The sequence below is a fragment of the Nonomuraea sp. NPDC050227 genome (assembly GCF_044459705.1).
Lineage (GTDB): Bacteria > Actinomycetota > Actinomycetes > Streptosporangiales > Streptosporangiaceae > Nonomuraea.
On sequence record NZ_JBITJF010000009.1, the window covers coordinates 44,364 to 67,142 of the forward strand.

Here is a 22,779-nt window from a genome sequence, read left to right on the forward strand (position 1 = left end):
ACGGTAGCAGGAGGGTGAGGGATGCGCCAGTTCATCGAGACGGGTCTCGTGGCCGTCGATCTGGCCAACACGTGGGACGAGTACCTGGACGATCCCGAGCGGCTGCCCGACGTGGCGGAGCTGCGCCGCTTCTGCCGCGAACTGGGCGAACCGCTTGAGAACGACCATGGGCTCGGCGAGGAGGACCTGCGGGAGGTCAGGGAGGTGCGCGAGCGGCTGCGGGCGGTGCTGGCCGCCGAGCCCGACGGCCGGGCGGGGGTCCTGGCGGAATGGGTGGCCCGGCTGCCGGCGCGGGCGGCGGTGGAGCACGCGGGCGGCGTGCCCCGGCTGCGGCTGGTCGCGCCGGACGATGCGACGACGGCGGGCCGGCTCGCCGTGCGGGCCGTCACCGAGCTGCTGGAACTCGCGGCGGCCGGCGACTGGGAACGGCTGCGTCAGTGCGCGGCCACGCCGTGCACCGACGCCTTCGTCGACCGCAGCCGGCCGGGCAAGCGGCAGTTCTGCTCGACCCGCTGCGCCAACCGCGCCCACGCCCAGGCCTCGCGCGCCCGCCACCGCTGACGGCGGGCGCCGAGCAGGGTCAGGCGAACAGGGTGCGGCCCCAGTAGTCGCCCGCGTCCTGGACGCCGGGCGGGCAGGCGAACAGGCCGCTGGAGACGTGCTTGATGTACTCGTTGAGCGCGTCGTGCCGGGCCAGGTTCATCTGCACGGGCACGAACTGCTTGCGCGGGTCGCGCTGGTAGGCGATGAAGAACAGCCCGGCGTCCAGGCGGCCGAGGCCGTCGGAGCCGTCGACGAAGTTGTAGCCGCGGCGCAGCAGGTGGGCGTTGCCGTTGTTGCTCGGGTGCGCCAGCTTGACGTGCGAGTCGTCCTTGATCAGCGGCTGCCCGTCGGGGCCCTTGGCGGCGAAGTCCACGGGGTCGAACTCGGCCTTCCTGCCCAGCGGCGCGCCCTCGCCCTTGTCCCGGCCGAAGATCTGCTCCTGCTCGGCGAGCGAGGCGCGGTCCCAGGTCTCGATCGTCATGCGGATCTTCCTGGTGACCATGTACGTGCCGCCCGCCATCCAGGCGGGGCCGTCCGAGGCGCTCGCCCACAGGTGGTCGCGCAGCAGGTCGGCGTCCTCCAGCTTCATGTTGTTGGTGCCGTCCTTGAAGCCCAGGAGGTTGCGCGGCGTGGCCTGGGCCCGCGACGTGGACGACGTACGGCCGAAACCGAGCTGCGACCAGCGCACCGAGACCTTGCCGAAGCCGATCCTGGCCAGGTTGCGGATGGCGTGCACGGCCACCTGGGGGTCGTGCGCGCACGCCTGGACGCAGATGTCCCCGCCCGAGATCTCCGGGATGAGCTGTTCGCCGGGGAACTTCGGCAGGTCGGCCAGTGCGGCCGGTCGTTTGCCCGCCAGCCCGAACCGGTCGTCGAACAGCGACGGGCCGAACCCGATCGTCAGCGTCAGCCCCGAGGCGGGCAGCCCCAGCGCCTCGCCGGTGTCGTCGGGCGCCGCCTCGGCCGCCCCGCCCACCGCGCCGAACGCCCCGGCCTCCTTGCCCTGCGTCAGCCGGGCCGCCGCGGCCGTCCACTCCTGGAGCAGGTCGACCAGCTCGGCCTTCTTGTCGGTGATGACGTCGAAGGCGACGAAGTGCAGCCGGTCCTGGGCAGGCGTGACGACGCCCGCCTGGTGCTGCCCGTAGAACGGGAACGGATCGGACGTCGATGCGGCGTGCGCGACCGGCGGCTCCTCCAGCAGCGACCTGGTCGTCACCGCCCCCGCCCCGAGCACGGCCGCGCCCGCGGCGCCCAGCCCGAACAGCTTGCGGCGGCTCATCCGCCCGCCGGCCTGCGACAACGCCCCCACCTCCCGTTACTTGGCGATGACCGGTGCGATCTTACTGATCGGCTCGGCCAGCGCGTTGATCGCGTCGGACAGCGCCTTCAGCTCGGCCTTGGACAGCTCGTCGTGCAGCTTCCAGCCGTCGCCCTTCCGGTGCGCGCCCAGCGCGGCCTCCGCGGCGGCGAACTTCTCGTCCAGCGTCTTGACCAGGTCGGGGGAGCGCTGCTCCAGCACCGGGCGCAGCGACTGCACGGCGGCCTTGGAGCCCTGGAGGTTGGCGTCGAAGTCCCACAGGTCGGTGTGCGACCAGATGTCCTCCTCGCCGGTGATCTTCCCGGAGGCCACCTCGTCGAGCAGCTCCTTGGCGCCGTTGGCCAGGTTGAGCGGGGTGAGCTCGGCGGCGTTGGACTTCTGGACGATGGTCTTGACGTCGGCGATCAGCTTGTCGGCGACCGGGCCGTCCTTGCTGATGTCCTTCTTGATCCACAGATCCTTCTCGATCCGGTGGAACCCGGTCCACTCCTCGCCGTCGGCCAGGTCGGCCTCGCGGGCGTCGATGGCCGGGTCGAGGTCGCCGAAGATCTCCGCGACCGGCTCGATGCGCTCCCAGTACGTCCGCGAGACCGGGTACAGCTCCTTGGCCTTGTCGATCTCGCCGGCCTTGACGGCGTCCACGAACTCCTGCGTCTTGACCAGCAGCGTGTCGCTCTGCGACTTGATGTAGCGCTTGTAGCTGGCGACGGCGTCGGCGAGCTGGGCGTCGGAGGTGAGGGCCTTGTGCTCGCCGGTCACCTTCAGCGCGTTGCGGATGCCCTTGCCCACCATGCCGGGCTTGCAGACGGTCTCGTACGCGCCGGCCGGCAGCTCGGCGACCAGCTCCCTGGTCAGGCCGGGCACGATGTTCTCGACCTCGGCCATCACCCGGTCGCCGGGGGCGTACACGTAGAACTCGGTCACCTTGGAGCCGCCGTTGGTGATCGTGAACGTGCTCGTGCCCGCCGCGATCTCGGCGGCCGCGACCTTGCACTCGGTGTCCGACGCGGCCACGGTGATCTTGCCGGGCGCGGCGGCCGGACCCTTGGCGGTCTCCGTGGCGGTGGTGCCCGAGCCGCACGCGGTCAGGCCCGCGAGGGCGAGCGCGCCGAAGGACAGGCTGATGGCGGTACGCATGATGCTCCTGTTCAGGCCGCGGGTGCGGTGGAGGCGGGAGTGGTCTTCACCCGCTGTGGCAGCAGGAAGAGGAAGAGAGTGGGCGCGAGGTAGACGATCCAGGCCACGGCCTCGGCGATGCTCGGCTGCGGCGTGATGTTGAGCATGCCGGAAAGCAGCGCGCCGTACCAGGAATCGGCGGGCAGGACGGCGCTGATGTCGAAGGCGTAGGAGCTCAGGCCGGGCAGGATGTTGGCTTCCTGGAGGTCGTGCACGCCGTACTTGAAGATGCCGGCGGCGACCAGGATGAGCAGCAGGCCCGTCCAGGTGAAGAACTTGGTGAGGTTGATCTTCAGCGCGCTCCTGTACAGCCCCCAGCCGATGACCACCGACGTGAGCAGGCCGAGCGCGATGCCGAGCAGGGGGTCGATGGTGGCGGTCGCGCCCTGGACGGCGGCGAAGAACAGCAACGCCGTCTCAAGCCCCTCGCGGGCCACGGCCAGGAAGGCCATCACGACCACCGCGAGCGAGCCCATCTGCAGCGCGTCGGAGAGCTTGCCCCGCAGCTCGCCGGAGAGCGCGCGGGCGGTGCGCCGCATCCAGAAGATCATCCAGGTGACGAACGCGACGGCCAGCAGCGAGGTGATCGCGTCGAACAGCTCCTGCCCCATGTGCCCGAGGTTGGCGGCGGTGAAGGTCAGCAGCGCGCCGAAGCCGACGGACAGTGCGACCGCCGCGGCGACGCCCGTCCAGACCTGGGGAAGCTTGTCCTTCCTGTCGCTCTTGACGAGGAAGGCGATGAGGACGGAGACGACGAGCGTCGCCTCCAGTCCCTCGCGCAGTCCGATGAGGTAGCTGGCGAACACCGTCACTCCTGCTGGCTGAGGAAAGGCTTACCTAAATTAGGGCAGCCGAAGCATACCTAGCGCAAGCAGTGATGGCGATAGTTTGCCCGGTGGTGTGACGCACCCGACTGTATGAGCGGTTTGTCACCCGGTGAGATTGGCGGCCAGCAGGTCGAGCAGCGGCTCGCGCCGTACGCACTGCTCCAGCGTGAACGAGTCGGCCAGGGCCAGCAGCTCGTCGTCGCCGAGCCCCCTGAACAGGCCGGCGTACTCGGGCAGCAGGGCCTGGGCGAGGAGGATGTGCCTGATCAGGTCGTCGGTCTGGTAGCGGGCGCCCCACGGGTAGGGCGTCCAGTCCGGGAACTCGGTCTCGACCAGCCGGTGCAGCGGGGCGAGCACGTCGGCGCACTCCTCCATGGTCGAGCCCCACCGGTCGGCGCCGAGCCGCCGCTTCTTGCCGATGAACGCGCCGAACCGGTCCAGGTACGCCCCCGACGCGTGCACCAGACCCTGGAGGCCCACGTCCTTGTACGTCCAGAGCGACCAGCCCGCGTCGTGGGCGTCGTAGATGTCGAGCTGGTCGCGCAGGACCTGGTAGCGCTGCGCGTCCCGGTCCGGGTCGCCGGTGTAGACCGGGCCGAACTCGCCCACCCACAACGGCGTGCCGGTCTCGCGCTGGAACCGGGACCGCCGGGCGAAGGTCTCCTCCAACTGGCCGCGGTCGCACCACTCGCCCCTGGTGAGCCCCGGGTACGGGCCGCCGTGGGCGAACCCGGCCAGGGCGTAGTCGTGCATGACGAACACCGTGTTCTCGTACATCTCCCGGAACATCGAGAAGTCGGTGGCGTAGGTGTTGCCGTCCAGGAACAGGACGTGGTCCGGGTCGGCGGCCCGTACGGCCTTGACCAGCCGGTCGTAGAACGGGCCGACCACCTTGCCCGAGACGTCGCCCGGCTCGTTCACCACGTTGTACCCCGCCACCCACGGATGCCCGCGGTAGTGGTCGGCCAGCGCCTCCCACAGGTGCACGGCCCGGTCCTGGAAGTGCCGGTGCTGCCAGAACGCCGCCACGTGCGTCGGGTTGTCGCTGTGCCAGTGCTGGTTCTGGGAGCCGGGCAGGGCGTGCAGGTCGATCACGCTGTAGAGACCGCGCTCGCCCAGCAGGCCGATGACCCGGTCGAGGTGCCGGAAGCCCCTCGGGTCGATCTCCATGGGCCGGTCGTCGGACTCCCAGTGGTGGTAGTTGACCGGGATGCGCACGCAGTTCATGCCCAGCCCGGCCAGCAGCCCGGCGTCGCTGCCGGTGAAGAACGAGGTGAGCAGCCGGTCGAAGAAGAGCTCGGCCCGCTCCTCGCCCAGCACGCCGGTCACCGCCGCGCGCATCGAGGTCTCATTGGCGGGATAGCCGGTGATGAAGTTCTCCATGTTCATCCAGCCCCCGAGGCCCACCCCCCTGAGCCGGACGGGCGTGCCTTCGGGGGTGAGGAGCCGGCTTCCTGAGACGTGGAGCATGTTCACCCTTTCGTCGCACCCGCGGTGAGCCCACCGACCAGGTGACGTTCAGCGATGGCGTAGAACCCGAGCGCCGGCACCATGGCCAGGATCAGGTAGGCGAGGACGCGGGCGGTGTCGGTGGCGTACTGGCCCTGGAACTGCTGGATGCCGAGCGGCAGCGTCCAGCTCGACTCGTCGCTGAAGACCACCAGGGGCAGCATGAAGTTGTTCCAGCTGCCCACGACGGCCAGCACGGAGACCGTCGCCATGGCCGGGCGGGCCATCGGCAGCAGGATCCGCCAGAAGAACCCGAACGGCGAGCAGCCGTCGATGATCGCGGCCTCCTCGATCTCGCCCGGGATGCTCCGGAAGAACCCCCGCAGGATGATGATCGTCAGCGGCAGCCCGAAGGCGGCCTGCGTCAGGATGACGCCGAGCGGGTCGTCCAGCAGCCCGAACGCGCGCAGCAGCACGAAGATCGGCAGGATGGCCACCGCGAACGGGAACATCAGCCCCGCGGTGAACAGCGTGAACAGCGCCTCCCTGCCGCGGAAGGCGAACCTGGCGAAGACGAACGCGGCCAGCGCCGCCAGCGCGACCATCACCACGGTCGTCGCGACCGCGATGAACGTGCTGTTCCACACCTGCCGCCAGAACGACCCCGAGCCGAGCACGTCGGTGTAGTTCGCGGTGACCCACGGATCGGGCAGGCCGAAGGGGTTGCCGGAGAGCTGGCTGTTGCTCTTGAACCCGCCGAGCAGCGCGTACACGATCGGCGCCAGGATGAACGCGCCGACGATCCAGGCGATGGCGTGCAGGGGCAGGGTGGGACGGCGCCGCCGCGCGGGCGGCCTTCCGCGGTTCATCGGCGGCCTCCCATGGACGTCGTCGCGCCCGCCAGGTCCCGGCGCATCACCACGCGCTGGTAGACGAGGGCGAAGACGAGGCTGAGCGCGAACATCACGACGCTGATCGCGTTGGCGTAACCCACCTGGGAGCGCTTGAAGCCGAACTCCATCATGGTGACGGCCATCGTCTCCGAGGAGTGCGACGGGCCGCCGCCGGTGAGGATCCAGACCAGGTCAAACAGCTGGATGGTGTAGATGACCGACAGGAACACGCTGATCCTGATCGTCGGCCCGAGCAGCGGCAGCGTGATGTGCCGGAACGTCTTCCAGGGCGTCGCGCCGTCGATCTGCGCGGCCTCGATCAGCTCGTTCGGGATGCCCTGCCGTCCGGCCAGGTAGATCATCATGTGGAAGCCGAAGTACTTCCACGTCATGACCAGGAAGAGCGCGGGCATCACGGTGTCCGGATCGGCCAGGAACTCCGACTCCAGCCCGAACACCGACAGCAGCTGGTTCGCCATCCCGCCGTCCGGCGCGAGGATCAGCGAGAACAGCACGCCGGTGATCACCTCGGACAGCACGTACGGGGCGAAGAACACCAGCCGGTAGACCGCCCGCCCCCGGATGCGCTGGTTCAGCAGCATCGCCACGGCCAGCGAGAACGGCAGCTGGACCAGCACCGACAGCAGCACCAGGACCGCCAGGTGCCACAGGTCGGTGGCGAAGATGCCGGACGACAGCAGCCTGGTGAAGTTGGCCGGCCCGACGAACTCGGTGGGCAGCCCGCCGAACCCGTTCCACTTGAACGCGCTGGCGTAGACCGCCACCAGGATCGGCGCCACCACCAGCAGCAGGAAGAGCACCAGCGCGGGCAGCAGGAACAGCGCGATCGTCACCGCGCGACCGCGCCGCCGGCCCGGCGGGGCGGGGGCCGGCGGCGCGACCGCCGCCGGCCCTCGGGTCAGCGTCGTCATTCGCTCTTGGCCACTTCGCTGATGTCCTGGCCGATCTGCTCCGGCGTCTTGGTCCCGGCGATCAGCTCGGCCACGCTGTCGTTGACCTGCTGGCCGACGGCCGGCGGGTAGGCCTGGTCCAGGTAGAGCTGGTAGCCGGAGGCCCCGGCCAGCAGGGTCGCGACCTGCTTGAGGTTGGCGTCCTTGACCGCGTTCTCCTCGCCCTTGAGCACCGGCAGCACGCCGCCCGCCGCCACGGCCTTGGTGTGCTGGTCCATCCGCGTCATGAACTTCACGAACTCCACGGCCTGCGGGGGCGCGTCCGCGCCCACCGACAGGCCGTTGCCGCCGCCGAAGGCGTCGCCGATCGAGCCCTTGCCGCCCTCGACCGCGGGGAAGGGGAAGAAGCCCAGGTCGTCGCCGAGGCCCTTGCCGGAGTCCTTCTGCACGGCGGGCGCCCACTGGCCCATCAGCTCCATGGCGGCCTTGCCGTTGGAGACCGTGGCCGCCTGCCCGTCGGGGGTGCCGTACCCGGCGCCGAGGAAGCCCTTCTGGAACGGCTGGAGCTCGGCCAGCGCCTTGACCTGCTGTCCGGCGGCCACGAAGTCGGGCTTGGTGAAGTCGTGGTCCACGCCCGCCTGCGTGAGCGCGGGCAGGCCGGCGATGCGCATCGCCAGATAGGCCCAGTAGTAGTGGCCCGGCCACTTCTCCTTGCCGGCCAGCGCGATCGGGGTGGTGCCGGACGCCTTCAGCTTCTTGACGTCGTCGAGGAACTCCGCCCAGGTGGCGGGCGGGGCCGTGATGCCGGCCTTGGCGAAGAGTTTCTTGTTGTACCAGAAGCCGACCAGCCCGATGTCCGTCGGCAGCCCGTACGTCTTGCCGTCGAACTGGTACGCGCTCAGCGCCGCGGGGGTGAACGTGCCCAGCACGGGGGCGACGTCGGCGGAGACGTCCTTGACCAGGCCGGCGTCGATCTGCTGCTTGAGCACGCCGCCGCCCCACGTGACGAAGACGTCGGGGGCCTTGCCCGACTGGGTGATCGTGGTCAGCTTGGCCTTGTAGGCGTCGTTCTCCAGCACCGTCGCCTTGATGGTGACGTCCGGGTGCGCGGCCTCGAAGTCCTTGGCCCGCTGCGCCCACAGGGACTTCAGCGGTTCGGCGGTGGACAGGTGCCACCATTCCAGCGTCACCTTGGCGGGCTTCTGGCCGGGCTGCGAGCCGCCGGGCTGCCCGCCGCTCTCGCCACTCCCGCCGCTGCCGCATCCGGCGACGAGCACGGCGGTGGCGATGAGGATCAGACCGCGTTTCATCCAGGGGTCCCTTCATCGGGCACGAGCGGTATGAAAGTTTCGTATAGCCCCCGATAATTTCGTTGATCGGAGCATAGGTATGTGCTGCGGAGGGCGTCAATAGCCGTCTTGGGAGCGATCCCAGTCCGAAACTTTCGGATACACTCCCGAACGTGTCAGCTAAGAGGCGCGTGACGATCGCACTGATCGCAGAAGAGGCCGGGGTCTCCATCCCCACGGTCTCCAAAGTCATCAACGGCCGGCCCGAGGTCGCGCCGGCGACCCGTCACAAGGTCGAACGGCTGCTCCAGGAACACGGCTACCAGCGGCGCGTCAGCCAGGACGACACCCCCGCCGGCCTGGTCGACCTGGTGTTCGCCGAGATCGAGTCGCCGTGGGCCATGGAGATCGTGCGCGGCGCGGAGAGCGCGGCCCACGAGGCCGGAGCCAGCGTCGTCATCTCGGTGTTGCACACCCACGCCGGCCCCGGCCGCGACTGGCTCGAACGCCTGGCCGCCCGCCGCACCGACGGCGTGGTGATCGTCGCCTCGCGCCTGTCCACCGGCGTGCAGGCCCAGCTCAGCGCGCGGTCGCTGCCGTTCGTGGTGGTCGACCCCGAGGGCGAGCCGGCCCCCGGCATCGTCTCGGTCGGCGCCACCAACTGGAACGGCGGCCTGGCCGCCACCCGCCACCTGCTCGAACTCGGCCACCGCCGGATCGGCATGATCAGCGGCCCGGCCGACATGCTGTGCAGCCAGGCCCGCGTCGACGGCTACCGGGCCGCCCTGGAGACGGCCGGCGTGCCGCTCGCCCCCGAACTCGTCCGGCGCGGCACCTTCCTCGTCGACTCCGGCCACGACCAGGGCCACGAACTCCTGTCACTGGACGAGCCGCCCACGGCCATCTTCGCCGGGTGCGACCTGATGGCGTTCGGCGTGTTCGAGGCCGCCCGGCAGCGGGGGCTGCGCGTTCCGGAGGACCTGAGCGTCGTGGGGTTCGACGACCTGCCGCTGTCGAAGTCGGCCTGGCCGCCGCTGACGACCGTGCGCCAGCCGTTGCAGGAGATGGCGGCGCTGGCCACCCGTACGGTGCTGGGGATGGGGAAGGGCGAGGTGCCGGACACGAAACGGGTGGAACTGGCTACGGAACTGATCGTCCGGGAAAGCACGGCCGCCGTGGAGTGAGGGACGGCCGGAACCGCCCGTCCCGAGCGGCGGGGCCCGGCCCGAGCGGTCTTCGCCCTCCGGGCTCAGGCGCCCTTCCCCAGGCGCCTTCGGCGCACCCCCGCGCCTCCGGCGCCGTCGAGAAGTCGCGTCGATCAAGGGGTGCGATATGGGTGATGGAGAGCCGCTCGGGCGATCGTGACAACGGATGCCTCTGCTGGTCGCGGTCGACCACCGCGATCAAATGGCCTTTATCCAGAAGAACAGCGGTCACACTGAACGGTTGAACCGCTCGACCATCAGATCTTCGACATGTTCCGAAAGATGGCCCTCACCGGAGGCACCGATCCCGGCGATCGTGAGCCGACGACGTACCGGCTTGTCGTCTTCGCCCGGCATATCGGCGAGTTCGGGGTCGGTCTTGACCAGCCGCAGGAGGTGCCGCGCCTGGTCGGGCGACAGCCGATCGACCAGGTGATGCAGTTCCTCATGCGCATGTCCGGCGCTCATACCTGCGAAGGTACGTCGGCGGAAGCGCCGACAACCCATCCCTCGCCCAACTGGTCCGCAGGCAGGAGACGGCCGGTTCGACCAGCCGGCCGGCGAGCACGCGGGGCACCGGCGCTCGGACGTCAGACGATCAGAGGAACAGGTTGTGCGGGTCGTGGGTGGTTTTGAGGGAGGTGAGTCTGGTCCAGGTGGACGGGGTGTACGCCTCGGCGGCCAGGGCCGGGGCCTGCGGGCCGGCCAGGAAGTTGCGGAAGCGGAGGCCCGTGCTGGACGGGTCGGCGAGGTCCAGGGGTGGTTTCGGGTTCGTGCCCGCGAAGGCGATCGTGGTCAGGCTGTAGGCGGCCGTGCGGTGGTCGATCGCGTTCGGGACGTCCGGGGCGGCGGCTAACGCGCCGCCGAGGCGGCGGATCTCGACCATCGCGAAGCCCGGGTCGGCGCGGTCGAACAGATCGGCGTCGAGGGTGTGCAGCATCAGGGAGAGTTCGCGGTACGCGGCGGGTTCCGTGGGGTCCTCGTGGACGGCGGCGATCTCGGGGTAGGGGCGGTCCCTGACGGTGTCCTCGGCCGGGTTCAGGGCGCGGAGAGGGGCGATCAGCTCCTCGGGCGTGAGGTACGAGGGGGCGGGGCTCAAGGAGGCCGAGTTCGAGCGGGTGAGGTGCGAGAGGGAGCGGGCGGGTGGAGGACAGGGGGTGGCGTGGGCGAGGCGGACGGCGGTGAGGCGGGCGTTCGGGAGGCGGAGGAGGGCGATGGAGGTGTTCATCGTGTCCGGCAGGTCGCGGCTCCAGCGCAGCCAGGCGGCCAGCAGCTCGGACGCCCGTTCGGCCGGGAAGCGCAGCATGCCGCCGTGGAAGCGCGGGACGGCGGCCAGCTCCAGCTCCATCGCGGTCACCACGCCGACGCCCGGACGGCCGCCGCGCAGGGCCCAGAAGAGGTCCTGGTTCTGGTACGGGCTCACCGTGCGCAGGGTTCCGTCGGCCGTGACCAGTTCCAGGGACCTGACCCGGTCGGCGGCCCAGCCGAACGTGCGGCCGAGCACGGGCAGGCCGCCGCCCAGCGTGTAGCCGACCGCGCCGACCAGGGGGGAGGAGCCGTTCGGCGGGGCGAGGCCGTGTCCGGCGGCGGCGTCGATGACCTGGCCCCAGCGCACCCCGGCCCCGACGCGAGCGGTGCGGGTGGCGGGGTCGACGGACAGGCCGGTCATCCGGCGGGTGTTGATCAGCAGGGTCCCGTCCACCGAGGCCGACAGGCCGTGGCCGGTCGCCTGGACCGCCACCCGCAGCCCCGCCGACCGGGCGTGGTCGATCGCCTTCCGGACGTCGTCCGCGTCCCGTGCGCCGACGACCACGGCGGGGCGTACGGGGCCGGCGACGGTGTTGAAGCGGGCCGTCTCGTCGTCGTACCCGGGGCCGCCGGGGACGAGGACGGGGCCGTTGAAGTGGGAGAACACGGAAGCCAGTCGATCGCGGAAGCGGCCGGGGAACCAGACGGGGTTCGCCCGGACTGTCATCACCGGTCGTGATGAATCGGCCGGCGGCCCAGTAGGGTCGGGTGGCGTGAGCGAGGAGCTGGAAGGGCTGGCCGTACGGCTGCGGGAGTTCGCGCGGGCCCGCGACTGGGAGAGGTTCCACACGCCGAAGAACCTAGCGATGGCGCTGGCGGGGGAGGCGGGCGAGCTGGTCGCGGAGTTCCAGTGGCTGACCGCCGAGGAGTCCGCGAGCCCCGACCCCGACACGCTCGCCCGCATCCGCGCCGAGCTCGGCGACGTGACCCTGTACCTGGTCCGGCTGGCCGACGTCCTGGGGGTCGATCTGGTGGCGGCGGCGACCGCCAAGCTGGCCGACAACGAACGCCGCTACGACGCGGCCGGCTACCGCGGCTCGGCCAGAAAGGCGCCGCCGTCCACCTGACCGGGCGAGCGGGCTGGAGGGGGTCAGGGCGTCGGGCGGTGGTGGCGGAGGGCGAGGAGGGCGAAGACGGCCAGCCCCGCGAAGACCACCGCGCTCACGGCCCCCACCGTGTTCAGCCCCGCCGTGAACGCCGCCCGCGCCACCTCCAGCAGGCCGGGCAGGTCCTTGGCGGCGGTCACCGCCACGCTGATGCTCTCCCGCACCGCCTCCACCGGCAGGTGCTCGGGGAGCCGCCCGCGGTAGACGGCCGTGCCGAGGCTGCCGAGCGCGGCCACCCCGACCGCCACCCCGAACTCGCCGCTCGTCTCGGTCAGCGCCGCCGCCGACCCGGCCTTCTCGGCGGGCGCGGCCGTCATGATCACGCTGTTGCCCGCGCCCATCGGCAGCGCGATGCCCGCCGAGGCCAGCACCAGCCCGGTGACGACCAGCCCGGTCCCGCCCACGCTGGGGACCTGGGTGTGCAGGAACAGCCCGACGGCGCCCAGCGCGAGCCCGGCGGCCATCACGTACGCGGTGCCGATCCGGGCGGCGAGCCGCGGCGCGACCGACAGGGCCACGATCATCGCCACGTTCTGCGGCACCAGCCACAACCCGGCGCCCAGCGGCGACAACGACTCCACGGTCTGCAGGTACTGGGTGGTCATGAGCGTGGTCCCGGCCATGACGATCCCGCCGAGCGACATGATCCCCAGCGTCGCCGCGAACGCGCGGTTGCCGAACAGCCGCAGGTCCAGCAGCGGGTTGGCGAGGTCGCGCTGCCGCCTGACGAACACCACGCCGAAGGCCGTCCCGGCGGCGACCGCGATCAGGGGGACGGGCTGCCAGCCGCCGCGCGCGACCTCCTTGAGCCCGTAGACGACCGGCAGGATGGTCGCCAGGGACAGGGCCACGCTGGCCGGGTCGAGGCGGCCGGCGTGCGGGTCGCGGTACTCGGGGAGCAGCAGCCGTCCGGCGACCAGCACGGCCGCCATGAACGGCACGCCCATCAGGAACGCCGACCCCCACCAGAAGTGCTCCAGCAGCAGCCCGCCCACCAGCGGGCCGACCGCCATGCCGAGCATGAAGCAGCCGTACCAGAGGCCGATCGCGGTGCCCAGCTGCCGGCCGTCGGTGAACATCGTGCGGATCAGCGCCAGCGACGACGGCAGCAGCGTCGCCCCCGAGACGCCGAGCAGCGCCCGGGACACGATGAGCATCTCCGCGTTCACCGAGTACGCGGCGGCCACCGAGGCCGCGGCGAAGGCCACCGAGCCGATCAGCAGCAGCCTGCGCCGCCCGATCCGGTCGCCCAGCGTCCCCATCGTCACCAGGAACCCGGCCAGCATGAACGAGTAGATGTCCAGGATCCACAGCTGCTGCGGCGCGGAGGCGCCGAGTCCGGCGCTCAGGTGCGGCAGCGCCAGGTAGAGCACGCTCAGGTCGATGGAGAGCAGCAGGGCCACCGAGGCGAGGACCGCGAGGCCCGTCCATTCACGCCGTCCAGCGAGGGTGCCGGTCTTCATGTCGTTTCCCCTTTCGTTGCCTTCACGGTGCCGGAGGGCGCTTCCGGTGCGCTTCTCGTGGGCTTACGGCGGCGCATAAGGTGACGGACATGCGTTTTGGGGTGCTGGGCTCGCTGGCCGTGTGGACCGACGCGGGGGAGCCCGTGACGATCCCCGGGCTCAAGGTCCGGGCGCTGCTCGCCGACCTGCTCGTCCACGAGGGCCATCCGGTCTCGGCCGACCGGCTGGTGGAGGACCTGTGGGGCGAGGAGCCGCCGGGCAACCCGGCGGGCGCGCTCCAGGTGCGGGTCTCCCAGTTGCGCAAGGCGCTGGAGGACGCCGAGCCGGGCGGCAAGAACCTGGTGGTCTCGCGGGCGCCCGGCTATCTGCTGCGCACCGATCCCGGCGCGCTCGACGCGGACCGCTTCGCCGGCCTGCTGGCCCGCGCCGAGGCCGCCGACAGCCCGCGGACCAGGGCGGGGCTGCTGGCCGACGCCCTGGCGCTGTGGCGGGGGGCGGCGTACGCGGACTTCGCCGACGAGGAGTACACCAGGTCGGCGATCGTCCGGCTGGAGGAGCAGCGGCTCACGGCGCTGGAGCAGCGCGCCGAGGCCCGGCTCGAACTGGGCGAGCACGGGCTGCTCGTGGGCGAGCTGGGCGACCTGGTGGCCCGGCATCCGCTGCGGGAGCGGCTGCGCGCCGTGCACATGCGCGCCCTGTACCGGGCCGGACGGCAGAGCGACGCCCTGGCGAGCTTCGCCGAGCTGCGCGAGCGCCTGGCCGACGAGCTGGGCCTCGACCCCGGCCCCGAGCTGGTCGCGCTGCACCAGGCGATCCTGGCCCAGGACCCGGCGCTGAGCCTGCCCGCCGAGCGGCCCACCACGAACCTGCCCGCGTCCGTCAGCAAGCTCGTCGGCAGGGACGAGGCGCTGACCGAGGTCTGCTCGCTGGTCACCGCCGAGCGGCTGGTGACGCTCACCGGCACCGGCGGCGTCGGCAAGACCAGGCTGGCGCTGGAGGCGGCGCACCGGCTGCTGGACGGCTTCGCCGACGGCGCCTGGCTGGTCGCGCTCGACGGCGCCACCCACTCGCCCGCCGAGGCGATCATGGCCGCTCTGGACATCCGGGAGGACCCGTCGGGCGGCGACGTGCCCGAGCGGCTGGCCGCGGCGTTGCGGCCGAGGCGCCTGCTGCTCGTGCTGGACAACTGCGAGCACGTGGTCGAGCAGGTCGCCGAGGTGGTCGACGCGCTGCTGGCCGCGGCGCCGGGCCTGACCGTCCTGGCCACCAGCCGGGAGCCGCTCGGCGTGGACGGCGAGGTCCTGTGGAGCGTCCCGCCGCTCGACCTGCCGGCGGGCACCGACCTGACGGAGATGGCCCGTTCGGACGCCGTCCGGCTGTTCGTCGCCAGGGCCGCCGCCTCGGCCCGCGGGTTCGCCCTGGAGGCGGGCAACGCGCTGGCGGTGGCCCAGCTCTGCCGGCGGCTCGACGGCATCCCGCTGGCCCTGGAGCTGGCCGCGACGCGGGTGCGGGCGCTCGGCGTCCAGGGGGTGGTGGACCGGCTGGACGACCGGTTCAGGCTGCTGGCGTCCGGGCGAAGGGGCGCGCCCGCCCGGCAGCAGACGCTCACCGCCGTGATCGACTGGAGCTGGGACCTGCTGTCGGACGAGGAACGGGTGGTGCTGCGCCGCCTGGCCGTGCACGCCGACGGCTGCACCCTGGAGTCGGCCGAGGCGGTGTGCGCCGAGCCGGGGCTCGACGTGCTCGACCTGCTGGCCCGGCTGGTCGACCGCTCGCTCGTGGTGGTCGCCGAGAGCACGACGGGGGTCAGGTACCGGCTGCTGGAGTCGGTGTCGGAGTACTGCGTGGGCCGCCTGGCCGACGCCGGCGAGCTGGCCGACGTGCGCCGCGCCCACCTGCGCCACTACCTGGAGCTGGCCGTGGCGGCCGAACCCGGCCTGTACGGCGGCGAGCAACGGGACCGCCTGCTGCGCCTGGACGCCGAGTCGGCCAACATGCGGGCCGCGCTGGACACCGCGATCGCCGAGGGCGCCGCCGACACCGCCGCGCGCCTGGTCAACGCGCTGGCCTGGTACTGGTTCCTGCGCGGCCGGCTGGCCGAGGGCAGGCGCTCGCTGGGCGCGGCGCTGGCCGTCGCGGGGCCGGACGGCCCGGCCAGGCACCGGGCGGCGGCCTGGCAGGCCGGGGTCGCGCTCCTGCTGGGCGAGCAGGTCGCGTGGGAGCCGCTGCTGGAGCGGGTCGCCGACCCGGGCGAGCGGGCCAGGGCCGAGCTGTTCGCCGGCATGAGCGTGCCCGACATGGTCACCGGCCAGGAGCTGACCGGACGGGCGCTGGCCGCCTGCCGCGCCCTCGGCGACACGTGGGGCGTCGCCGTCGCGCTGGCCAGACGGGCGCGCGACGCGTTCACCATGCGCGACACCGAGGCGCTGGAGCGGGACGCGGGGGAGAGCGCGCGGCTGTTCGGCGAGCTGGGCGACCGCTGGGGCATGTTGCAGGCCACCGAATGGCTGGCGGGCGCGGCCGAGATGGCCGGCGACCACGAGCGGGCGCGCCGGCTGTTCGCCGAGGGGCTGCGCATGGCCGAGGAGCTCGGCCTGTGGCCGGAAGTGGCCGGGCGCATCGCCTGGCTGGGCTGGACGGCCCTGCACGACGGCGCCTACGACCAGGCCATGGAGCTGTGCGGACGGGCGCTGAAGCTGGCGCTCGGCCAGGGCTACAAGATGGGCGAGACCATGGCCGAGATGGGCCTGGCCTTCGCCGCGCGCCGCGCCGGGCTGCTCGACCTGGCCGAGTCGCACCTGCACCACCTGCTGGCGGGCCTGCCGCGCGACCCCGCCGTCGAGCCGCCGCTGCACCTGCCGGACCTGCTGGTCGAGCTGGGCCACGTCACCGAGCTGCGTGGCGACCCGGCCGCGGCCCTGGAGCTGCACCGGGAGGCGCTGGCCGCGGCGGTCAGGGTCGGCGACCCGCGCACGGCGGCGGCGTGCGTCGCGGGCGCGGCGTCGGCGGCCGGGCCGACCGAGCGGGCGGCGGTGCTGCTGGGGCTGGCCGCCGCGGTCCGCGAGCAGATCAGGACCCCGGCCAACGCCGCCGAACGCGAGGAGGAGGAGCGGGTCACGGCCCGGGTCCGGGACGCGCTCGGTGAGCGCGCCTTCGCCGTGGCGTACGAGCGGGGCGGCACGTACAAGCTGGACGACGCCCTCGGCCTGTTCTGAGGGGCAGCGTGTACGGGGGCGGCGTGTCGAGGGTCGGCGTGGCGGGGGTCGGCGTGTCTGGGGTCAGCGGGCGACATGCTCGGCCAGGCGGTCGAAGAACTCGTCCCAGCCGGCCCTGGCCTGCTCGGCGTGCTCCTGGTCGGTGTTGACGCCGAACTGGTGGAAGCGCATCTCGGTGCCGCCGTCCCGGTCGAGCAGGTCGAGCGTCACGACCGAGGCCGGGCCGTCGCCGGGGTTGTCGGGGTCGCCGGTGGTGAACACCAGCCGGGCGGGCGCCTGCACCTCGCGGTAGGAGCCCTCCAGCGTCGCCTCGAACCCCTCCTCGCCGACGAGCGTCGCGCGCCACCGGCCGCCGGGACGGGCGTCGAGGGTGATCCGGCCGACCGGCGTGGCCAGCATGCGGGGGCCGAACCAGCGGGAGAAGCGCTCGGGCTGGGTCCAGGCGGCGTAGACGTCCTCGCGGGGGGCGTCGAAGGTGCGGACGATCTCGTACTGTGCGGTCTGCGTCGTTGTCATGCCTCTACGATGCGGGAGCGGCCTTACGGTCCTCTTCCCGTGGCCTTACGGTGATCTGCCGCACCGGCCGCAAGGTCAGCAGCGCCAGGCAGCCGGCGACCGTGACCAGCGCGGAGAAGCCCAGCACCTCGCGGGAGCCCACCAGGGCGGCCACCGGCCCGGCCAGCGCCTGGCCGATCGGGAGCGACATGGTCGAGCCGCCGATCTCGTACGCGCTGACCCGGTTCAGCGCCTCGGCCGGCACCAGCGTCTGCACGCTCGTCGCCCACATCACCGACCAGAACGCCCACCCCGCCCCGCCCACCACGTGGCAGGCCATGATCACGCCGAGCGGCACGCCGGCCGCGAAGCTCAGCGGCTCCAGCGCGAACAGGAACATGCCGATCCCGCCCGCGACCAGCGGCCTGGCCGGCCTGATCCGCAGCGCCACCAGGCCGCCCACGATCGTCCCGGCCCCGCTCGCCGACATGACCAGCCCGTACGCCGTCTGCCCGTACGCGTCGGTCACCAGCACCGAGCCCAGCGGGATCAGCGGCCCGAACAGGGTGATCCCGAAGACCACCCAGATCAGGATGACGCTCCACATCCACGTGCGCGACCGGAACTCCCGCCAGCCCTCCCGCAGCCGCACCAGCACCGGCTCCTCGCCGGAGCCCGCCACCCGCACCCGCATGAGCAGCAGGCACGCCGCGCTGATCGCGAACCCGGCCGAGTCGGCGGCGAACACCACGCCCACCCCGGCCAGCCCGACCAGCGCCCCCGCCAGCCCCGGCCCGAGCAACTGCATGATCGCCTCGGACATGCGCAGGGTGGCGTTGGCCCGCTGCACGTCGGCCGCGATCCGCGAGATGGTGCCCGCGACGCCCGGCGTGTACATGGCGGCCGCCGCCCCGGCGACCGCCGACAGGGCCACGACCTGCCACAACTCCGGCCGGCCCAGCCCGAACAGGGCCGCCGTGCCCGCCTGCGTCGCCGTCCTGGCCAGGTCGGCGCCGACCATCATGCGGCGGGGCGTGAACCGGTCCATGAGCACGCCGCCGAACAGGATGAGCCCGGCCATCGGCACCATCCAGGCGGCCAGCGCCAGGCCGACGCCGGTGGCGCCGTAACCGGCGTCGTGCATGCCGAGCGCGGTGGCCACCGGCATCATCGCCGAGCCCAGCATCGACACCGTGCGGGCGGTGAAGAAGAGCACGAAGTCGCGCGTCCACATGGACGGCCATCATGCCGTAATAAGTAAACCTTCCTATTAATTGGGGGCCGTGTTCCCGGCGCCCGGCGGGGCGGGCGTGGCGGGGCCGTGTGTGGCACTGTGGAGGCATGCGGATCATCCGTGCCGGCACGGTGCTCACCGGACGTCCCGGAGAGGTCATCACGGACGGCGAGGTGCTGATCGACGGCTCGCGCATCGTCTCGGTGGGCCCCCGCGGCAGCGCGGGCCAGGCCGCGGAGACGCTCGACCTGCCCGGCCACACCTTGCTGCCCGGCCTCGTCGACGCGCACGTGCACCTCGGCTTCGACGGTACGGTCGACCCGGTGACCGGGCGCAGCGCCGTGAGCGACGGCCGGCTGCTGCTGCGCATGGCCGAGAACGCCCGCAAGCTCGTCTCCGCGGGCGTCACCACGGCCCGCGACCTCGGCGGGCGCGGCTTCCTCGACCTCACCCTGCGCGACGCGATCGAGGGCGGCCTCGCCGTCGGCCCCCACCTGATCGCCGCGACCCGCCCGATCACGGTCACCGGCGGCCACTGCTGGTACATGGGCGGCGAGGCCGACGACGAGCCGTCCGTCCGCCGGGTGGCCAGGGAGAACCTGCGGGCCGGCGCCGACTGCCTCAAGGTGATGGCCTCGGGCGGCGAGATGTCGCCCGGCTCGGTGCCGAGCTGGCGGGCCCAGTACCCGGCCGCGCTGATCAGGGCCGCCGTGGAGGAGGCCGCGACGCGCGGCAGGACCGTCGCGGCCCACGCCCACGCCCCCGAGTCGATCGGCAACGCGCTGGAGGCCGGGGTCACCACGATCGAGCACTGCACGTTCCACACCCCCGCGGGCCCGGCCTACGACGCGCGGCTGGCCGACCGCATCGCGGCAAGCGGCACGTACGTGTGCCCGACCGTGCACGGCCAGTTCTGGAACCTGCGGGCGCTCGTCGGCGCCGAGCCGATGGACCGCTGGCTGGGCAATCTCGCCGCCATGCGCGAGGCCGGGATCAGGCTCGTCGCCGGGACCGACACCGGGTTCGCCATCGCCGGGCTCGACAAGCGCACCGACGACTACGTGTCGGGGCTGGAGGTCTTCGCCGAGGCCGGGTTCGGCAACGCCGAGATCGTCGAGCTGGCCACCGTACGCGCCGCCGAGGCGTGCGGGGCCGGGGCCGAGACCGGCAGCCTGGAGGCCGGGAAGCGCGCCGACGTCATCGCGGTCCGCGGCAACCCGCTCGACCGCCTGGCCGACCTGCGCGCGCTCGACCTCGTGCTGGTGTCGGGGCGTTCGGTCAGCCAGAAGCACGTCGACACCGTGACCTCGTCCGTCGGCTGAGCCGGAGGGGGAGGCCCGGCCGCTCCGGTTCCTGGCGTGGCTCGCCCGCGGCCTGTCCGCCTGACGGGACGCCGGGCGCTAGGCTGCCGCGTGTGGAGTTGAAGGATCAGGTACGCGAGCTGCGCGCCCAGGGCAGGTCTCCCAAGGAGATCGCGCGGGCGCTCAAGGTGTCGCCGTCGGTCGTCGCGCCCCTCGTGCGCGCCATCGCCGCCGAGAACGTGACGTCGGCCGAGCCCGAGGTGGTCGGCTGCTGGATGAACGTCGGCTGGAGCGCCGGGCTGGGCGTCGACCCGTCCAAGGGCTGGATCGACGAGGCCCCGGAGTCGGGCGCCGGCGGCATGGTGTGCGTGCTGGTCGCCCGGCGCCACACCTGGGACCGGATGACCGTCTGCGGCTACCTCGCCGACGTCTACTGCCTCGGCATCAAGAACACCATCGGCCCCGACGTGCTCGACGAGCGCGACCTGCGCAGGTTCCGCGAATACTTCTTCGGCGAGTACGCGGGCTACCAGGAGGTGCCGATCGAGCTGGCCCAGCACCTGGTCTTCGGCTCGATCGACTACGCGCGCACCCTCGGCTTCGAGCCCCACGAGGACTTCTCGCCCGTCAGCGACCTGCTGGGCAAGTGGGAGGGCGGCTCGGCCATCACCTTCGGCCGCGACGGCAAGCCCTTCTACACCCCGGGCCCGCACGACGACCCGGGCAAGGTCCTGCGCATCCTGCGCCGCACCCTCACCGACGACCAGTTCGACTACTTCATCGAAGACCCGTCACCCGCATCGTCACGTTGAGGCGCCCGGCGGCCAGGCCCGTGGCCGGGTCGCCGGTGCCCGGGTAGACCTTCGGCACGCCGTGATAGGCGAAGCGGGACGCGCCGCCGAACACGAACAGATCACCCGAGGCCAGCTCGACGTCCGTGTACGGCTTGCCGCGCGTCTCGGTGTTGCCGAAGCGGAACAGGCACGTGTCGCCGACGCTCAGGGACACCACCGGGGCGTCGGAGCGCTCGTCCTTGTCCTGGTGCATGCCCATCCTGGCCTGGCCGTCGTAGAAGTTGACCAGCGCGGTGTCGGGGTCGTAGCCGTCGTCCGGGCGGCCGTAGGCGTCGGCCAGCGCGCGGCGGCCGAGGCCGCCGAGCCACGTGGGGAACGCGGCGACCCGCCGCCCGTTCACGTCGTGGGCCAGCCGCGTGTACCGGTACGGCTGCCAGTGCCAGCCGACGCACACCGTCCGCACCGACATCACGCCGCCGCCGGGCAGAACAGTGTGCCGGATCGGCACCGGGCCGGTCGCCCACGCGCGGCAGGCGCGCACCAGGTCCTGCTGCTCGGCGAGGGACAGCCAGCCGGGGACGTGCACCGCGCCAGGCGCGAACTCCCGCATGGGCAGCGGGATCATGATGGTTCCCGAAATATCAGGTTTCGTCCTATTCGCCATGTCGTGCCGTCGGCGTCGGCTCCGCGCATGCCTTCCAGTGTCCCAGGAGCGGCCATGGCGACCGCGCGGGCCGTGGCCGCCGAACCGTACGTCCGGCGCGGATCCCAGTCGGTGCTGCGGCGCAGGCGCTCGCTCATCCCGGCCCATCCCGCCGGCGCGCCCGCGACCACCCAGGCGTCCGGTTCGCCCGCCGTGAACCGCCTGGCCTGGCGCAACCACGACGCCGCCGTCTCCGGCCAGGCGACCACCGCGAGCACCGTCCCGTCCCAGGCGTCGGCGAACGCCTCGGCCAGGCGGGCGCCGTCCCGGCCGTGGCCGACGACGACGGCCCGCGCCCGTGGGCGCTGGGCCCGGACGAGGGTGAGCAGCGCGTCCAGCTCCGCCGTTCGCACGCTGGTCATGCCGCGTCGTGCAGGACCAGGCCGAGGGTGTGCCGCAGCCCCGAACGCACGGTGCTGACCCCGTGCCGCACCGGCGAGGCCGACCAGCCGCGCGAGGAGCGCACCGGCCGGTCGCGGGTGGTGAAGATCAGCCCGTGACCCTGCGGCAGCGCGGTCACCGTGCCCCGCGACTGGGCCCTCGGCCGCTGCTCCACCAGCAGGAACTCGCCCCCCGTGTAGTCCTCGCCGGGCCGGTCGAGCCCGATCACGACCTGCAGCGGGAACACGAGGTCGCCGTACAGGTCGCGGTGGAGCGCGTTCCAGTCGTTCTCCCGGTAGCGCAGCAGGATGGGGGTCGGCTTGGTCTGTCCCGCCGCGTGGCACCTGTCCAGCCACTCGGCGAAGTCGTCCGGCCAGGGCGCGGGCTGCCCCAGCCGGGCCGCCCAGTCGCGGGCGATCGGCAGCAGCTGCGGATAGAACGCCGCCCGCAACTCCTCGACCAGCGGCGGGAACGGCCGGCGGAAGTACCGGTACTGGCCGGAGCCGAACCGGTGGCGGGCCATGTCGACCGTCGAGCGGAACCGGCCGGCCTCGTCGTACAGGCCGGAGATCTCCGCGCACTCCCCGGGCGAGAGCAGCCGCGGCGTCAGCGCGCAGCCGTGGGCGTCGAGCTCACCGGCCAGCCGCTGCCAGTCGGCCCCGTCGACCTGCGGCGTCATGACGACACGCTCCAGAGCTGCGGCTGCAGGACGCCTTCGAGGGTGAGCAGGTCGCACTTGCGTTCCAGGCCGCCCGCGTAGCCGGTCAGCGCGCCGTCCGCGGCGACCACCCGGTGGCAGGGGACCACGACGAGCAGCGGGTTCGCGCCGATCGCCGCGCCGACCGCGCGGACCCGGTCCCGCGCCACGCCGGCGCGGGCGGTCAGCTCGCCGTAGCTGGTCGTCGTCCCGTACGGCAGCGCCGCCACCTCGGCCCACACCCGCTGCTGGAACGCCGTCCCGCGGGCGGCCAGGGGCAGGTCGAACGAGGTGCGCCCGCCCGCGAAGTACTCGCCGAGCTGCCGTTCGGCCTCCCCGAAGGCGGCCGGCTCCCGGCGTCCGGGCGGCGCGCCCACGTCGAACGACACGCGGGTCAGCCGTCCCGCGCCGTCGCCGACGAGGAGAATCTCGCCCAGCGGACTGTCGATGATGGTGTGGATGTCCATACTC

Annotated in this window: 22 protein-coding genes; 6 read left to right on the plus strand and 16 right to left on the minus strand. The window is 72.6% G+C overall.

What is annotated here, in order from left to right; all coding sequences use genetic code 11:
* The first annotated feature begins 21 nt into the window (after nucleotides 1–21).
* Nucleotides 22–561, plus strand: a complete 540-nt coding sequence (locus tag ACIBK9_RS31510; RefSeq protein ID WP_397162384.1) for a CGNR zinc finger domain-containing protein — start codon at nucleotides 22–24, stop codon at nucleotides 559–561.
* Nucleotides 562–580: 19 nt separating this feature from the next.
* On the opposite strand, the gene efeB is transcribed toward ACIBK9_RS31510, so the two are convergent.
* The 7 genes from efeB to ACIBK9_RS31545 form a co-directional block, all read right to left on the minus strand.
* Nucleotides 581–1,843, minus strand: a complete 1,263-nt coding sequence (efeB, locus tag ACIBK9_RS31515; protein ID WP_397162385.1) for an iron uptake transporter deferrochelatase/peroxidase subunit — start codon at nucleotides 1,841–1,843, stop codon at nucleotides 581–583.
* Between the two features lie 15 nt (nucleotides 1,844–1,858).
* Nucleotides 1,859–2,998 carry an iron uptake system protein EfeO gene (gene efeO, locus ACIBK9_RS31520; RefSeq protein ID WP_397162386.1) on the minus strand — a complete coding sequence of 380 codons (1,140 nt, stop codon included), beginning with the start codon at nucleotides 2,996–2,998 and terminating at the stop codon, nucleotides 1,859–1,861.
* Between the two features lie 11 nt (nucleotides 2,999–3,009).
* Nucleotides 3,010–3,843, minus strand: a complete 834-nt coding sequence (gene efeU / locus ACIBK9_RS31525) for an iron uptake transporter permease EfeU (protein WP_397162387.1) — start codon at nucleotides 3,841–3,843, stop codon at nucleotides 3,010–3,012.
* 123 nt (nucleotides 3,844–3,966) lie between these two features.
* Nucleotides 3,967–5,334, minus strand: coding sequence for a glycoside hydrolase family 5 protein (locus tag ACIBK9_RS31530; protein WP_387668240.1), 1,368 nt, complete (start codon nucleotides 5,332–5,334; stop codon nucleotides 3,967–3,969).
* A gap of 2 nt (nucleotides 5,335–5,336) precedes the next feature.
* Entirely contained in the window at nucleotides 5,337–6,182 is an 846-nt protein-coding gene (locus tag ACIBK9_RS31535) for a carbohydrate ABC transporter permease (RefSeq protein WP_397162388.1), read from the minus strand.
* The gene (locus ACIBK9_RS31540) at nucleotides 6,179–7,138 is read right to left on the minus strand and encodes a carbohydrate ABC transporter permease (protein ID WP_397162389.1); all 960 of its coding nucleotides are present in this window, start codon (nucleotides 7,136–7,138) and stop codon (nucleotides 6,179–6,181) included. Before ACIBK9_RS31540 ends, ACIBK9_RS31535 begins: the two co-directional genes overlap by 4 nt.
* Nucleotides 7,135–8,427, minus strand: a complete 1,293-nt coding sequence (locus tag ACIBK9_RS31545) for an extracellular solute-binding protein (protein WP_397162390.1) — start codon at nucleotides 8,425–8,427, stop codon at nucleotides 7,135–7,137. Before ACIBK9_RS31545 ends, ACIBK9_RS31540 begins: the two co-directional genes overlap by 4 nt.
* A 152-nt stretch (nucleotides 8,428–8,579) precedes the next feature.
* Here ACIBK9_RS31545 and ACIBK9_RS31550 point away from each other — a divergent pair, with 152 nt between their 5' ends.
* Complete coding sequence (locus tag ACIBK9_RS31550; RefSeq protein ID WP_358283246.1) at nucleotides 8,580–9,590, plus strand: LacI family DNA-binding transcriptional regulator; 1,011 nt, start codon at nucleotides 8,580–8,582, stop codon at nucleotides 9,588–9,590.
* Between the two features lie 249 nt (nucleotides 9,591–9,839).
* Here the strand turns inward: ACIBK9_RS31550 and ACIBK9_RS31555 are convergent, their stop codons facing one another.
* A complete protein-coding gene (locus ACIBK9_RS31555; protein WP_397162391.1) occupies nucleotides 9,840–10,079 on the minus strand; it encodes a hypothetical protein in 240 nt (79 codons plus the stop codon).
* Nucleotides 10,080–10,209: 130 nt separating this feature from the next.
* Nucleotides 10,210–11,526 (minus strand): FAD-binding oxidoreductase, encoded by a 1,317-nt coding sequence (locus tag ACIBK9_RS31560; RefSeq protein ID WP_397162392.1) that lies wholly within the window; start codon nucleotides 11,524–11,526, stop codon nucleotides 10,210–10,212.
* A 106-nt stretch (nucleotides 11,527–11,632) separates the two neighbouring features.
* On the opposite strand from ACIBK9_RS31560, the gene ACIBK9_RS31565 reads away from it, so the two are divergent.
* Nucleotides 11,633–11,986 carry a nucleotide pyrophosphohydrolase gene (locus ACIBK9_RS31565; protein ID WP_397162393.1) on the plus strand — a complete coding sequence of 118 codons (354 nt, stop codon included), beginning with the start codon at nucleotides 11,633–11,635 and terminating at the stop codon, nucleotides 11,984–11,986.
* Nucleotides 11,987–12,009: 23 nt separating this feature from the next.
* Here the strand turns inward: ACIBK9_RS31565 and ACIBK9_RS31570 are convergent, their stop codons facing one another.
* A complete protein-coding gene (locus tag ACIBK9_RS31570; protein ID WP_397162394.1) occupies nucleotides 12,010–13,488 on the minus strand; it encodes an MFS transporter in 1,479 nt (492 codons plus the stop codon).
* Between the two features lie 89 nt (nucleotides 13,489–13,577).
* On the opposite strand from ACIBK9_RS31570, the gene ACIBK9_RS31575 reads away from it, so the two are divergent.
* The gene (locus ACIBK9_RS31575) at nucleotides 13,578–16,703 is read left to right on the plus strand and encodes a BTAD domain-containing putative transcriptional regulator (RefSeq protein ID WP_397162395.1); all 3,126 of its coding nucleotides are present in this window, start codon (nucleotides 13,578–13,580) and stop codon (nucleotides 16,701–16,703) included.
* A 63-nt stretch (nucleotides 16,704–16,766) separates the two neighbouring features.
* On the opposite strand, the gene ACIBK9_RS31580 is transcribed toward ACIBK9_RS31575, so the two are convergent.
* On the minus strand, nucleotides 16,767–17,219 hold the full coding sequence (locus ACIBK9_RS31580) for an SRPBCC domain-containing protein (RefSeq protein ID WP_397162396.1): 453 nt from the start codon (nucleotides 17,217–17,219) through the stop codon (nucleotides 16,767–16,769).
* A gap of 4 nt (nucleotides 17,220–17,223) precedes the next feature.
* Nucleotides 17,224–18,432 (minus strand): MFS transporter, encoded by a 1,209-nt coding sequence (locus ACIBK9_RS31585; RefSeq protein ID WP_397162397.1) that lies wholly within the window; start codon nucleotides 18,430–18,432, stop codon nucleotides 17,224–17,226.
* A gap of 107 nt (nucleotides 18,433–18,539) precedes the next feature.
* Between ACIBK9_RS31585 and ACIBK9_RS31590 the strand changes: the two genes are divergently transcribed.
* Together ACIBK9_RS31590 and ACIBK9_RS31595 are read left to right on the plus strand one after the other, a co-directional pair.
* Entirely contained in the window at nucleotides 18,540–19,754 is a 1,215-nt protein-coding gene (locus tag ACIBK9_RS31590) for an amidohydrolase family protein (RefSeq protein ID WP_397162398.1), read from the plus strand.
* A gap of 92 nt (nucleotides 19,755–19,846) precedes the next feature.
* Nucleotides 19,847–20,545 (plus strand): helix-turn-helix domain-containing protein, encoded by a 699-nt coding sequence (locus ACIBK9_RS31595; protein ID WP_358283265.1) that lies wholly within the window; start codon nucleotides 19,847–19,849, stop codon nucleotides 20,543–20,545.
* Here the strand turns inward: ACIBK9_RS31595 and ACIBK9_RS31600 are convergent.
* The 4 genes from ACIBK9_RS31600 to ACIBK9_RS31615 are packed head-to-tail and all read right to left on the minus strand — an operon-like array spanning nucleotide 20,511 to nucleotide 22,775.
* Nucleotides 20,511–21,152 (minus strand): alpha-ketoglutarate-dependent dioxygenase AlkB family protein, encoded by a 642-nt coding sequence (locus tag ACIBK9_RS31600; RefSeq protein WP_397162399.1) that lies wholly within the window; start codon nucleotides 21,150–21,152, stop codon nucleotides 20,511–20,513. The genes ACIBK9_RS31595 and ACIBK9_RS31600 overlap by 35 nt on opposite strands.
* Nucleotides 21,149–21,592, minus strand: coding sequence for a hypothetical protein (locus ACIBK9_RS31605; protein ID WP_397162400.1), 444 nt, complete (start codon nucleotides 21,590–21,592; stop codon nucleotides 21,149–21,151). Before ACIBK9_RS31605 ends, ACIBK9_RS31600 begins: the two co-directional genes overlap by 4 nt.
* Entirely contained in the window at nucleotides 21,589–22,290 is a 702-nt protein-coding gene (locus ACIBK9_RS31610; RefSeq protein WP_397162401.1) for a 2OG-Fe(II) oxygenase, read from the minus strand. The genes ACIBK9_RS31605 and ACIBK9_RS31610 overlap by 4 nt, the downstream gene beginning before the upstream one ends.
* Nucleotides 22,287–22,775, minus strand: a complete 489-nt coding sequence (locus tag ACIBK9_RS31615; protein ID WP_387668202.1) for a methylated-DNA--[protein]-cysteine S-methyltransferase — start codon at nucleotides 22,773–22,775, stop codon at nucleotides 22,287–22,289. Before ACIBK9_RS31615 ends, ACIBK9_RS31610 begins: the two co-directional genes overlap by 4 nt.
* Nucleotides 22,776–22,779 lie beyond the last annotated feature (4 nt).